This is a genomic window from Leptolyngbya sp. Heron Island J (genome assembly GCF_000482245.1).
GTDB lineage: Bacteria > Cyanobacteriota > Cyanobacteriia > Phormidesmidales > Phormidesmidaceae > Leptothoe.
Window position 1 is genome coordinate 61,204 of record NZ_AWNH01000117.1, and the last position, 13,562, is coordinate 74,765.

Sequence of the window (13,562 nt, forward strand, 5' to 3'; positions counted from 1 at the left end):
TTTGACAGGCATTGAAACACATCATGTCAGTCAGATCCGGCAAAATCAGCAACGACAATTCCTATATCAGCAACCCTTTGCTGGCTGTCTAAAACCATAACAAATCTGTTAACTATGTCCTCAAATGTAGCAACCCGCACTATCCGGATTGGTTCTCGTAAAAGTCAGCTTGCCCTGGTACAAACCCACTGGGTGCAGGGTGAGCTACAAAAACGCTTCCCTGAAATTAACTTTGAAGTGAAGACAATGGAAACCCAGGGGGACAAGATTCTAGACGTTTCCCTCTCCAAAATCGGTGACAAGGGTCTGTTTACCCAAGAATTAGAGGACGACATGCTCAACGGCACTGTCGATTTTGCAGTGCATTCACTCAAGGATCTGCCCACCCGTCTGCCTGAGGGGCTAATGCTGGGCTGCGTTAGCGAACGGGAAGACCCTGCCGATGCCCTGGTGGTGCATGAAAAACATGCTGGTAAAACCCTGGATCAGCTACCTGAGGGAGCAGTCATTGGCACCTCGTCACTGAGACGTCTGGCCCAGCTGCGCCACCACTATCCCTCTTTCCAGTTCAAAGATATTCGCGGCAACCTCAACACGCGTCTCCGTAAACTCGATGAAGGCCAGTACGATGCCATCATTTTGGCGGTGGCGGGGCTCAAGCGTTTAGACATGGCCGAGCGGATTCAGCAGGTGGTGCCTGCCGATATATCACTCCATGCTGTGGGTCAAGGTGCCCTAGGGATTGAGTGCCGTAGCGGTGACGAAGATATTCTGGCCGTGATTAAGACCCTAGAGCATATTCCTACTGCCCAACGTTGCTATGCAGAGCGGGCATTTTTACGGGAGCTAGAAGGCGGTTGTCAGGTACCTATTGGTGTGAATACGGTGATTGAGGGGGATACGCTCACACTGACTGGTATTGTGGCTAGCCTGGATGGGCAAACAGTAGTGAAAGATGTGATCTCGGGTCCGGTGGAAACGGCGGATGAGATGGGAACTACGTTAGCAAAACGAGCTAAAGCAGCCGGTGCCCAGGCAATTTTGGATGCGATCACAGCTGAAAACCGTTAGGTACCACAGTAGAAGCTATATGTATCCCAAAGGGTGGGCGATGCTCACCCTTTGTCTTTTACCAACATCTTTCTGCGAGTACCAACAATTTTCCTCAGCTACTAAATTCCTTAGACTTCCGTAGGCTTAAACACTATGCACGGAGTCAATCCACCTCTAGACTTGATCCCGTGGCACATGGGTTTTTCAAAGGGGCAACAGAAGCGCGATGCGAATTTTATTTGTGGCTGCAGAAGCCGCACCCTTGGCAAAAGTAGGCGGTATGGGAGATGTGGTCGGCACATTACCCAAAGTATTGCGAGCCATGGGGCACGATGTCCGCGTTTTGATGCCCTACTACGGCATGCTAGGAGAAAAAATAGATATTCCCAATGAACCCGCTTGGTGGGGCTATGCCATGTTCAACACCTTTGCGGTGTATGAAGCCAGGCTACCCAAGTCGGACGTTCCCCTCTATCTATTTGGACATCCTGCCTTTGATACCAACGATATTTACGGCACCGAAGATGAAGACTGGCGCTTTACCTTTTTTGCCAACGGTGCCGCCGAATTTTGCTGGAACTACTGGAAGCCCGACATTATTCACTGCCACGACTGGCATACTGGCATGCTTCCAGTATGGATGCACCAGTCCCCGGAAATCTCAACGGTATTTACGATTCACAACCTGGCCTATCAAGGCCCCTGGCGCTGGAAACTCGATAAAATCACCTGGTGTCCCTGGTACATGCAGGGTGATAGCACTATGGCTGCCGCCCTCCTCTACGCAGACCGGGTCAATGCCGTATCCCCCACCTATGCCAAGCAAATCCAAACCAAAGAATATGGTGAAAAACTAGAGGGGCTGCTCTCTTACATCAGCGAAAAGCTCAGCGGCATTGTCAATGGCATTGACCTTGACGAGTTTAATCCTGAAACTGATGTGCAAATCGCACAAACGTATACCGCAGAGACTCTAGAAAAACGAGCCCTTAACAAAAAGGCCCTGCAGGAAGAAATGGGGTTAGAAGTTGACGACAGTCGGTTTTTAATTGGTTTAGTCAGCCGTCTGGTGGAGCAAAAGGGAATTGACCTGATTTTGCAAACCATGGATCGTTTTTTGGCCTATACCGATGCTCAGTTAGTGCTGTTGGGGTCTGGCAACCGCCATTATGAAACCCAGCTGTGGGAACTATCCAATCGCTTTCCTGGCCGAGTATCGGTCTATGTGATGTATAGCAGCCAGCTAGCCCAAAAAATCTATGCCGGTTCTGATGCATTTTTAATGCCATCCCGATTTGAACCCTGCGGGATTAGCCAAATGATTGCCATGCGCTATGGCTGTATTCCCATTGTTCGGCGTACTGGTGGCCTGGTAGATACTGTTAGCCACCATGACCCCGTTAATGGTGCTGGTACTGGTTATTGTTTTGACCGTTATGAGCCCTTAGACCTGTTTACCTGTATGGTGCGTGCCTGGGAAGGTTTCCAGTACAAACCCTTCTGGAAAAAGCTTCAGCAGCGAGCCATGGCCGAAAACTTTAGCTGGGAAAATTCGGCACTGGAGTACATCAAGCTCTACAGCAAGATCAAGGGACTAGCCCCTGAAAGTCAAATCCCCACTGAGTACGGCGGCCAGCTGCAGCTCAAGGGCAACTAAGCCGCCAATGGGGTATGACGTGCGACCAAATAGCGCAAACGTCAATCAAGCTGGAGCGGTGCTGTCGTTGGAGCCGCTTCCACAGCCCCCCTGGAGGCCGAATAGGGCAGGGTAAAGCCAACGATCGCAATGATTAAGCCTGCGATCGCACTTGTCCATATGGCCCGCCGATGTGAAGACTTCAAAGTAAGCGATAAACCCTGGTTGTAGTCATAAACCCTGACTGCCCATTCGTCAGTATTCACGGTGGGCTCTGATTGGGTAACGTTGTCGGTATTATGTTTCATAGTTTTATTAAACGTGATCAACAGTGTTGCGAACTAGGTCAGCGATTGTCGTCGAACCTGGTTAACGCTCGGCCAGCTTGAGCTGTGAATAACTCTCATCTGTCCAGTTAAGACTTCAGTAATTCAGCATCCAGTTTGCTCTCTACTTCAGCTAACTTTTGAGCAAATCGCAGCCGATGACGACGAGATACCTGTTGCTCTGGGTCAATACCATCAAATGTGGGCGGAATCCAAGCGCGGATAACCAATAAAGCCCCCAACACGAGCAGAAAAGAGCAGGCAGCCATCACCTGCACCCAAGGGGTTTCCAAAATGCCCCGCACAATGATTTCTCGCAGCACTGAAACAATCGATACTTCCACCGCCACACCGATAGAAACACGATGCTCTTTCAAGTAGATAATCAGTAGCCGAAACAGTTCTACCAGAATCAGCAGGAACAAAATATCGGCGGTCACCTGAGGAAAGTTCAAGGGTGGCAACAGCGATAAAAACATCTCTCGTAGCTTCATCACCATAAAGCTGAACAAACCAATACAGAGAGAAATTACGATTAAGTCCTGTACCCGTTCCAGAAAACGGACAATGTGGGTGCCATTGAACCAGGTGCCCCAGCGAGGGGATGTTGATGTCGATGAGGGTTCCATAATATTGAGAAGGTAAATGTAAGGCGATCGCAGCAGTCTTCATCCCAGGCATAGCGACGAATTGCCGGGATTTTTTGGGCAAGTGCTGCAAACTTGTCGCGTTAAATAGTCAGATCCTTAAAAGGATTGGTATGAATCAGGCAGCACAACCACAGAATCTATGGCAATTGAATGGTTAATGTATTAGTTCTTATGATCAGTCGCCGTCTATAATTTGTAAAATGTCAATCTTAAAATTAATTGATAATACATTTTTATATTAAAAATATCTATACATTTGCTTGACAAATGCTTTACGCAAACGAGCCGGATCACCCCTACGACTGCGGCATGGCAAGACTGCTATTTTCACAGTTGGTAATTTGTTCTAAAACCCGCTTTAAATCAGCCTGGTCACTCTGCTGAATCTGTTGAGTCATTGAGATATTGATCAGCTCCATGCCTAAACGCACCCAGTAGGCCCCGGTAACAGATTCAAAATCGACGGGAGACATTTGGCTGGAATAGGGCTGATTTAGATCTAGAGAAAGTTTCTCACTAAGCGCACGTACTACATACTGACGATGGGGTGCGGCCTGACTCAGGATGTCATCCATAGGCTGTGCAAAAATCTCGGAGATCTGGTCTTCGCTGGCTTGCTTTTGCAACCACACTTCTAAGGTGGATACAGGCCAATCAGTAGTCTCTTTATCCACCTTGGCAAAAGCGTGGGCTTCAGCATAGGAGACTGTTCCATCAGTATTATAATCAGCCGACATTACCGGCTGACCGACACGGTCAATGCCGCTTAATCCGGCAAAAAAGCTGGAGCTGTAGTCACGATAGTCGGCCTCATTCACTGCAGGGGTACAGCCCACCGACGGACGCTCAGCAACGGTGGCAAAGAAGCCACAGCGACTTTGCAACGCCACTGGATTATCAGGATTACCTTGTTCGTAAATGAGATTGGCAAAAGAACCCGAAAAACACTGGGCCATCATCGCCACAAACGGCTGCTCTGGCGGCAGCTGGTCTAGCCAGCCACTCAGCTGTTGCACCGACACCAGTTTCTCCTCCCAGAGAATCATCGCATTGTTATCAGGATTCTCATTGTTGTAAAACCCATGTCCGGTGAAATAGAAGAATGCCGGACATGGAGATGACTTCTTCGCTAAGTCTTCAAACCACATCTGGGCATTGTCAACCGTGGCGGCACCATCAAGATTGTCGATCTCTGGCGATTTAAATTGTTCTTGACCCACCAGGTTGATATAGCGCACCGTGGGTTGACCATCATTACCATTGGCAAAATACTGACGAGTGCTAGCTAGATTAATGCCAAAAGAATTGAGCGTCCGCTGGAAATAACGCACGTTTTTTTCCAGGGCAATTTCGTTGTAATGGGGGGCTCCACCACCGGCTAGGACCAAGAACTTCATGGGTACAGTGGTTGTTTGCAAGGCTGCAGGCTGATTTTCGGTAGAGGCTTGCCTACTCCAGCCCAGCCCAAGACCAATGGCTACTCCCATCAGGCTAGCGGTGCATAACTGGGTCAAAAAGGATGGTGTGCGCATGGAGGGGGTATCCGGGTATCTTGCCTTAATTTTAATCGCGGATTTTATAAAGCACTGGCAACGAAAAGCAGCCACCTAGCAGAGCATTTATGGGGGGAGGGCATCTGCCAGGGGTGCCCCTATAAGGTTACGTGATTACAATGGGGGGGATTTTGGCCCTTTGCTGGTGTTTCTGTCCATGCATCAACTTGTCACTGCCGCCCTCGACGCCCAGGACTATCGCCGGGCAACTCAGTTGATCAAACAGTGGCGCAAAACAGCCCCTAAGGATCCCTTAGTGCTGCTGTCTATTGGGCGATTGCAAGAAGGGACGCTGCAGTGGGATGCGGCAGAAAAAACCTATTTAACATTTCTTAAACGGGTGAATAATCCTAAGCTCATGGGTCAAGCTCGCGCTGGGTTGAAACGAGTACAGCAGGCGCGTGAGGCTAGCCGTCAGGAAGCTTTGGACGAGGCCAAGGCGGTTTTAGGCAGTGAGGAACCTGGTGTGTTGGTGATTATGCCGCCGGAAGATGCTCAGCAGGCGGCCGTAGGACTGGCTGAGGTGCTACGGATTGATGCTTACATGGCCAGACTACAGCTGCCCAAGCGGGGTCTACGGCTACAGCGCACGGGGTCTATTGGAGAAATGGAGTACTACGGTCAGGCATTGCAGACAGTCGGGATCCCTGCGATCTGGTCCACCATTGATGATCTTAAAACTGTGCAAGTTTTCCAAGGGAAGCATTTTCGTGCAGTTGCGCCTCAGCCTGTGGTGGTATGTCAGAGCCCGACGGGTCAAATGGGCTCAATCCAGTTTGAATGGTCCGAAGTGAGCCAAATTGTACGGGCTCAACTGCCGATGTTTGAGCAGGTCAGTGAGCAGGGGCCCTGGGGAAAAACTAAGCGTAAGGAGCTGGTACAGGACTATGTGCAGGTGGTCGACCTACATGTGCATGGACGCAAAATGATTTTACGGATTTGCGATCGCACCTACGAATTTCGCAACAGTGTCCCTTTGGTTCCCGATCAAACCAACCTCACCTCCACCCGCATTCGTTGGAACAGCCTGATGCAGCAAATCAACCGTGGCACCGAATGCCCGGTGCTAGAAGACTTTAGCAGCTTCGGCCAGGGAGCCCTGGAAATGATTCCTCTGTTGCCCTACATGCCGTTTTATCTAGACCTGAACCGACGCAAACCCAGCGACTGGGACACCGCGTTTCAAATCTACACAACTCTGTTATTTCGCCAGGCCTTAAAACCGGGTTTTTAGCTCAATAATTTTAATGCGTGGGACATGCTCAAAAACCGGGTTTTAAGGCAAAATCGGGGGGCTACGGCCCTGGCGGCGGCGTCAGACGCAGGCGTTCCAGCTGGCGGCTAATGCGATTAAGCAAGCCAAAGTCCGCCTCTGGTAAATGTCCACCTCGCCCCGACATATTTTCCTGTGATAAAAACGAAAACGCCTTACGGAACGTCGTGCCATCTGTTTTGATGGGGGCATCCAAATGGCAAGGAATGACCCACTCAAATGGCAGATCAGCAACCTGATCCGCCCAGGTCAACACAGCTTGAGACCCCCGATTAAAAATTAATGACTGCAAAACCGGAGCCACCAACAGTCGACCCTGATCAGACAATCGCTCAAAAGATTGCTGCCAGTTTGGCTCCCAATCAAATGGATACAGACCAAAATAAGCCCGTTTAGAGCGATCTGAGGCAGCGCCAATAGCCTGCAACACCTTGCCCCACTGCGGATCTTTCAGCGCATCGGGGCGAAAGTAAAAAGCAAACAAAGCAATGCGTTGCCAGCCCTTACGGCGATTTTCTACCGTATCAGCTGGAGCATCAGCGGCACTATCTTTTGCATGGAATAACAATGGATAGCTATTTAGCTGCACAATTGCTGGCGGATCGGCAGGAATCGAGACCACCGCGTCTGTCACCAGCAACGTTTTAGAAGCCCGATGCAGCAGAGCTACTTCTGAAAAGGGACCAATCCCCAAATTGACTGGACCCAGCACCCGATAATCAAACTCATCGCCAAAAGGAGCCTCAGCCGGATTTTCAGGCAGCCAGTGGGTACGTCCCCCAGGAAATCCTAGCCAGCTCAGGGGTAAATTCAACGGAAAGCTCCACTGGTGGCGGGCAACATATACCTGCGCTGCCTGAAACTGACGGGCAAACGGTCCCACAAACACCTTATGTTCTAGACCAGTTACCGTCGGCAAAATGATGTACTTCACATCACCATGCAGCTCCACTAACTCATTGACCAGACGCAGACACTCAGGCGTGGGAGCAACGGGAGCGTAGACCAGCAAACCACCAGCAGCCAGACGAATCACCGTCATCCGAATGGGTACCACGACATAGAAAATACCCTGTATTTGGTCAAAGGTCCAAACTTGGTCAGAGATGACCTCACGTCGCAGGGTGCGCCGCTGACCATAGGGATATAACGGCACCAGTGGCCACCATGGCCACGACCAATCGGCGGAACGCTCAATTGCCCGCACTTCAGACACACCCCATCCTCCAGATTTAACGCCCAAGCTTTAGTATTTTACGGCTCGGGCCGATAAAGGCGAGTAGTAAATCGTGGACCTATCAGCCACAGCCACTATTGAACCGATATGGAAAGGTATGTGACCTGAATCACAATTTTTCCTCAGGGAAATTCAGAAACAGCTTAAATAAAGTTCAGGTATTAGTCAGATAGGGTTCAGCTAGCCCCGGCATTCTTGTAATCAATGAAGCCAATTAACACTTCACTGAGTCCCAAGGAGCTTTAACTCACCATGAAACGCACACTTCTTTCCGCTTTAACTGTTCTCGTTGCCTCCACTGCTGTTGCTCCCATTGCCGCTGCTGTCGAACCCGCTAGCTTCAATCTACAAGCAACCCGCCTCGAAGCATTGGATGCTCGCACTAAGAACAACGTTCACCAGCTACGGATTGAACATCTCAACAATCAGACCAAAGCTATCGAAGATATTCAAGCTACCCGACTAGACGCACTAGATGCTCGCACTAAAGCGGTTGACAATATTCAGGCAGCTCGCCTAGACGCTCTGGATGCTCGCACCAAAGCGGTTGACAATATTCAAGCTGAGCGCCTGAATGCTCTTGACGCTCGCACCAAAGCGGTTGACAACATTCAGGCAGCTCGCCTAGACGCTTTGGATGCTCGCACCAAGAACACTGTTCATAAACTACGCATTGAGCATCTCAACAACCAAACCAAAGCTGTTGAAGATATCCAAGCCACACGCCTAGATGCTTTGGATGCTCGTACTAAAGCGATTGACAACATTCAGGCAGCTCGCCTTGATACATTGGATGCTCCTACCAAAGCGGTTTATTAACAAATCGTCGAGCTTGACCAAACTTGGGTGCCCGGTACAGACTCCTGTACAGTTTCATTCCCAGGGCACTCTTTTCTACTCAAACTTTCCCTACAACACACACCCTAAAGCCTCTGCTATGGCAGAGGCTTTTTTCTTAACAAGAAAGTTTTTATGTCTATACATCTAGAATGTATGGACCAAATAAGTTTCAACAAAATTGATGCTCGAAACGGCAATTACATAAATCTCAATTTAGCTGGACTTCGACTCCGCTCAGTTCTCTGATACTTACTTTGAGAACTGTAGATTTTATTGATGTTTCGGTCCTTCAAACTTTCATAGATTACAATTGCAGAGAATTTCAGAAACCAACAGACCACTTACTAATAGGCTGAAACCGCATTCATGGATATTCAGAAATTAAGAGGAAGTGAGACTGATGATATCTATATTCTGATGGCTCTTGTGCGTGCGCCTCTTCAATCGGTTGCTGAAATCTTACACAGGACGAAACAGGTCAGCCACTGGTATGTAGATGCTTATGAAAACTCGATAGACATACCTTCTCAGGGAATTGTTCTTCTCCAGTTTAAGGGACATGACTGGACAATTATTCGCTATCTGAGAAGGCAAACGTATTCAGGCTATGAGGAAGATGCCAAATTTCTCTCAGAGGAACTCGAAAGCCAAGCACTGTATTATTTTAATTGCGATACTTCAGGTGAACTAGTTTATAGGTTTTATGAGGATGGTCTGTGTCAAGAAGAAATGATTTGCAGCTGTGATGAAGGTTTAACTTTTCGGTCAGGTTTGACGTCAACAGAAAAAGAGGATATGGGTAATCCCTATTTGTTTGTAGAAGATTTTTTAGTTGAACAAGAGATTTACATTCCTGCTATTTGGATTCCTGATCTATCACCAATGTCTGGGGAAAATTTTCAAGATATAAAACTAGAGTTTTTTGGTTTTCTCCCTAACTCTTTGAATGCTGTTAAATTTGAGCGCTCATATTTTGAGCGGGTTGATTATTTGTCAATTAACTGAGTATCTTCTTTTTACTCTCTAACTAATCAGACATCTTCAAGTTAAACGTAACTGTCCCACCAATATCGTTGGCTGAGGGAAGTCGAAGCCAACACACCCAGCCAGCATCCCCTATTCCCTCCGGGAAGGCTATGCCAACGACTGCCCTCAGGGAACGCTTACAGTTAAACGTCCATGGCGCTGTCCCGCAGGTAACACCGTAAAGCCCCTGCTATATCAGGGGCTCTTCGAGAAGCTCAAAGCAGTCAACGCTTTCAACCACCAACCCTTAGGGTGCCTGGACAATTCCTGTGCCAACATCTTCTGGTTGGCCACCCGTTGCTAACGGTGCCAGCGTCCCGCTAGCAATCAATCGACTCATCAGGATTTGACTATCTACAGTTCTTCTTTCTTGCAGTTGTTTTTGCGCCCAAAGCGCAGCAACACCTGCTACATGAGGAGTCGCCATACTAGTACCATTAAGACTACGAAGACCACCACCTATCCATGCCGAGACAACATCAACACCCGGAGCAGCAACATTCACTTGATCATTGGAAAAATTGGCAATCGAAAGCCCTGAAGTACCTTGCTGTAAAGCTCCTACAGCGATCACCCCGGTACCCGCTGCAGGGGGAGCAACAGCGATCTCGTACTTCGGGCGATTACTTTCATTTCCTGAAGCTGCAACTATGATGGTGCCTTGCCCAAATACTCCTTGAGCTTGTACAAAGCTCGCTAATTCTGTAAAGAGATTAACGTTGGCACGATAGGCTTCTAGGGCCAATGACGTAGCCGGTGCTACCTCTAAACCTTGCTTTACTAAACGGTCAACAACTCCAGGAAAATCGATTCCTAAAGACATGGAGATAATGTGAGCGCCCTCGCTAACAGCCCATTGCATTGCCTGGGCAAGTATCAAAGACGTACTACCACCCTCCCCCAGAACTTTGCCAATTAAAGCTTGCTTGACATTACGAGCAACACCAATACGCAGACCATTTTGATCTTGACCAAAGATAGTGCCTGCACAGTGAGTACCATGACCATTTTGATCATTATCGCCTTCTGTGGTGAAATTGCGCTGAACAAGATCTACCCCTAAAAAGGCAGGATGATCTGGCTGAATACCAGTATCGAGAACAGCGACGGTAATATCACTCCCATCAAAACTGGATACATTAGCACCGACCGCCTCCACACCCCAGGTTGCAGAATCAGACGTAGGCGCTACCTCTGATTGCTTAACTGGCTCAATCAGCTTCATCGGCATCATCGGCGCGATCGCTTTTGTACGAGGGTCTCGTCTCAAATCATTACGCTCATTACCAGTTAAGGCAGCTTCTTCAACCTTTAAGCTGGCAGGATTCTCTCCTATTGAGCGGTGTCCAAAACCGACATCAGCGGCGACAGGAACAATAATATCTTCAGTTTGTAAGACAACATACTTTTGTTCGGACATGATGCAACCCTTTTTTCTAAACTTATGCAGTGAAACTCTTTAAAAAGAACTTGAGAGAGACAATGTTGTTTTTTGTCATAGCCGCGGCCTCCGATCAACCTGGCCTGGCGTCTTCAAATCTTAATTAGGAAAGTACATTCATCACGGCACCCAGAGGGGTACTTTTTGTAGCCGATTTGACGGTTACCATCAGCCCCTCACTTGATGGCTCAGCGGCACAGTACTCAGTTTCCATAACCAGCTCTCGATTCATGCGGGGCCATATTCACCGTTTTCGCCAGAGCATCGGAAAACCTAGGTTGCGTTCATACCTGCGATCGCAAATAGCTTTTTCCATGGGGCCTCTGGCCACACCAGCCCAGGCTACTGACGGTGTAGGCGCTGTCTCAATCAGACAGCAGTAGCACACTTTAAAGAAACGTTACGCTGCCAATCCTAGTTAGGCCCCAAAAGAAAAGCCAGCCTTGTAAACATTCCAAGGAAAATTGTATCAATGGCAACCATTTAAGATGAATTATAAAGAAAATAAGTAATTACACCTATTTGTCATATTCCCATGGGATTCTTAACTCAAGTTGATAGTTCAACACGTTTCTACCGTTTTTGAAACATTAAAGGTACAAATGTTTCGAAAGCCATACGTGATAGCAGCCTGCTGAAGCAATTCGTCACGGCGCTAGCAGTTTGCTGATGAACTCCTCAAGTTTTGCTGGTGTCTGTTGATGCTGGCAATTTCAGAACCGGGGCTATCTGTTTTACAGATAGCTCCTGGGGTGGGTTAACAAGGAGCGGGCGAGACAGCTGTGGCTGTTTCAACCGCTTTTTTTTTACGATCGCAGCAAGCTACCCTAGGCTGAGTGCTGTATTGCCTTTACCGTGTCCATCGACCCTTCCCAACAACCCCAATCTCTCTGGCAGCTAAAACCCTGGTGGTGTCAGCCATGGTCTATCGTGTTAACCGGTCTGGCTGTGCCTACCATGAGCTGGGTATGGCTACATCGCTGGTGGATTACTACACCGGCTGCGATCGCGATCTTAGTGTGGTGGTATCTCTTTCTATATCTAGTGCCCCAGCAATACAAAGCGATGCAATCTGACCAGTGAGGTATCCCCCCTGATGATGTATACACAGCTCAGGTGGCTCTAACTAAACCTTGAACAGCGATGCCAGCAACAGGTTTTTACTAAGCCTCCATCAGCTGAGCATGCTCCAACTGTTGCTCCAGCTCTTCCACGGTGGGTAAAGTACCCTGCAAATCTGCCGGTAGTTCGCGACCCAGACAATGGGTTGCCACGCCAATGGGTTTGTTCACATCGCGTAGAGAATATTCGGCCACCGTAGCATCGTTAGATTTACACAAGATCATGCCAATAGTGGGCTGATCATCCCCATGGCGCATCAACTCATCCACCGCAGAAACCAAGAAATTCATCTTGCCGGAAAATTCAGGTTCAAACTCACCCAGCTTGAGGTCAATAACCACAAAACAGCGCAGCTTTAGGTGGTAGAACAGCAGGTCAATAGCATAGTGCTTAGTGCCTACCTGGATCGGATACTGACTGCCGACAAAGGCAAACCCCACCCCTAGCTCTAGTAAGAAATCACGGATATGCATCAGCAAAGACTTCTCCAGGTCCCGCTCCTGGGCATCTGCTGCCAGGGTCAGAAAGTCAAAATTGTAGGGATCTTTAATTAGATTTTTGGCCAGATCGGACTGGTCCGGTGGCAGAGTTCGTTCAAAATTAGTAACGGCAGCGCTCTTTTGCTTGTGTAGCCCCTGATCAATATGCAAGAGCAACACATTCCGACTCCAACCATGCTCAATGGTTTGACGTGCATACCAAAGACGCTCCTGCGGATCTTTGAGGGCATCCAACAGCCGCACATTGTGCCCCCAGGGAACCTGCGAAAACACTTGCTGCACCAGCTGAGCATCGGGATAGGCATCGGCAAAGGCCCGCATATATTTCAGGTTGCGAGCCGAAAAGCCAGTCATTTCAGGAAAATCGCGTTTGAGATCCTTGGCCAATCGGTCAATTACTTTGGTACCCCATCCCTCTTGCTGCTGCCGGTCTAAAATTTCACGACCAATTTGCCAATACAGCAAAATTAGCTCCTGATTAACCGCCAGGGCTGCCTTAACCTGGGCCGACCGTATCCGCTCTTTGAGCGCTTGTAAAAACCGACGGTAGTTGTCTGAGGACAGGGGGTTGGCCATGGGACAAAATAAGGAGCGCAAACCTGCGCAGTCAAATGTATCCCACTATAGCCGTAACGGTCTGAGACGCTATGATCCCTAGACAACGTTGCGCATAACGTTGCCCATACAACGTTATGCCTTAGCCCCTTTACTAATTTGGACATGTTCCATTACGCGTATTTTTTGGGTCTCTGCACCATTGCTGGGCTTAGAAACGCTCAGGGTGACCGAGGAGCTGAGGGAAAGATGCTTGCGGATTTGATCTTTGGTGGCCATGGTGAGTTTGTTCTCTGACGAAATAATCAATAACTTTTGTAACGATAGCTCAGAAAAAGAAATTGGCTGTC

General features: G+C 48.6%; 13 protein-coding genes. 6 read left to right on the top strand and 7 right to left on the bottom strand.

All coding sequences use genetic code 11. The features are described 5' to 3' along the window. The first annotated feature begins 114 nt into the window (after positions 1–114). Both hemC and glgA read left to right on the top strand, forming a co-directional pair. On the top strand, positions 115–1,071 hold the full coding sequence (gene hemC, locus N836_RS72140; RefSeq protein ID WP_023077061.1) for a hydroxymethylbilane synthase: 957 nt from the start codon (positions 115–117) through the stop codon (positions 1,069–1,071). 208 nt (positions 1,072–1,279) lie between these two features. Beyond that, on the top strand, positions 1,280–2,710 hold the full coding sequence (gene glgA / locus N836_RS72145; protein WP_023077062.1) for a glycogen synthase GlgA: 1,431 nt from the start codon (positions 1,280–1,282) through the stop codon (positions 2,708–2,710). Positions 2,711–2,751: 41 nt separating this feature from the next. On the opposite strand, the gene N836_RS72150 is transcribed toward glgA, so the two are convergent. From N836_RS72150 to N836_RS72160, 3 genes are all read right to left on the bottom strand, one after another. Beyond that, on the bottom strand, positions 2,752–2,997 hold the full coding sequence (locus tag N836_RS72150; RefSeq protein WP_023077063.1) for a hypothetical protein: 246 nt from the start codon (positions 2,995–2,997) through the stop codon (positions 2,752–2,754). Positions 2,998–3,104: 107 nt separating this feature from the next. Continuing rightward, positions 3,105–3,644: a phosphate-starvation-inducible PsiE family protein gene (locus N836_RS72155; protein ID WP_023077064.1), complete on the bottom strand. Its 540-nt coding sequence runs from the start codon at positions 3,642–3,644 to the stop codon at positions 3,105–3,107. A 317-nt stretch (positions 3,645–3,961) separates the two neighbouring features. Then, positions 3,962–5,197 (bottom strand): hypothetical protein, encoded by a 1,236-nt coding sequence (locus tag N836_RS72160; protein WP_023077065.1) that lies wholly within the window; start codon positions 5,195–5,197, stop codon positions 3,962–3,964. A gap of 178 nt (positions 5,198–5,375) precedes the next feature. Here N836_RS72160 and N836_RS72165 point away from each other — a divergent pair, with 178 nt between their 5' ends. Next, entirely contained in the window at positions 5,376–6,452 is a 1,077-nt protein-coding gene (locus tag N836_RS72165; RefSeq protein WP_023077066.1) for a tetratricopeptide repeat protein, read from the top strand. Positions 6,453–6,513: 61 nt separating this feature from the next. Here N836_RS72165 and N836_RS72170 read toward each other — a convergent pair whose 3' ends face one another. Continuing rightward, the gene (locus N836_RS72170; RefSeq protein ID WP_023077067.1) at positions 6,514–7,707 is read right to left on the bottom strand and encodes a DUF4336 domain-containing protein; all 1,194 of its coding nucleotides are present in this window, start codon (positions 7,705–7,707) and stop codon (positions 6,514–6,516) included. A 273-nt stretch (positions 7,708–7,980) separates the two neighbouring features. Between N836_RS72170 and N836_RS72175 the strand changes: the two genes are divergently transcribed. Together N836_RS72175 and N836_RS72180 are read left to right on the top strand one after the other, a co-directional pair. After that, the gene (locus N836_RS72175; RefSeq protein ID WP_023077068.1) at positions 7,981–8,547 is read left to right on the top strand and encodes a hypothetical protein; all 567 of its coding nucleotides are present in this window, start codon (positions 7,981–7,983) and stop codon (positions 8,545–8,547) included. Positions 8,548–8,934: 387 nt separating this feature from the next. Then, on the top strand, positions 8,935–9,573 hold the full coding sequence (locus N836_RS72180; RefSeq protein ID WP_023077069.1) for a hypothetical protein: 639 nt from the start codon (positions 8,935–8,937) through the stop codon (positions 9,571–9,573). A 268-nt stretch (positions 9,574–9,841) separates the two neighbouring features. Here the strand turns inward: N836_RS72180 and N836_RS72185 are convergent, their stop codons facing one another. Beyond that, entirely contained in the window at positions 9,842–11,014 is a 1,173-nt protein-coding gene (locus N836_RS72185) for a S8 family peptidase (protein WP_023077070.1), read from the bottom strand. Positions 11,015–11,890: 876 nt separating this feature from the next. Here N836_RS72185 and N836_RS72190 point away from each other — a divergent pair. Next, complete coding sequence (locus tag N836_RS72190; RefSeq protein ID WP_023077071.1) at positions 11,891–12,118, top strand: DUF6737 family protein; 228 nt, start codon at positions 11,891–11,893, stop codon at positions 12,116–12,118. An 80-nt stretch (positions 12,119–12,198) separates the two neighbouring features. Here N836_RS72190 and N836_RS72195 read toward each other — a convergent pair whose 3' ends face one another. Both N836_RS72195 and N836_RS76860 read right to left on the bottom strand, forming a co-directional pair. Then, entirely contained in the window at positions 12,199–13,233 is a 1,035-nt protein-coding gene (locus N836_RS72195; RefSeq protein ID WP_023077072.1) for a PDDEXK nuclease domain-containing protein, read from the bottom strand. Between the two features lie 114 nt (positions 13,234–13,347). Continuing rightward, positions 13,348–13,491 (bottom strand): hypothetical protein, encoded by a 144-nt coding sequence (locus N836_RS76860; protein WP_023077073.1) that lies wholly within the window; start codon positions 13,489–13,491, stop codon positions 13,348–13,350. Positions 13,492–13,562: the final 71 nt, after the last annotated feature.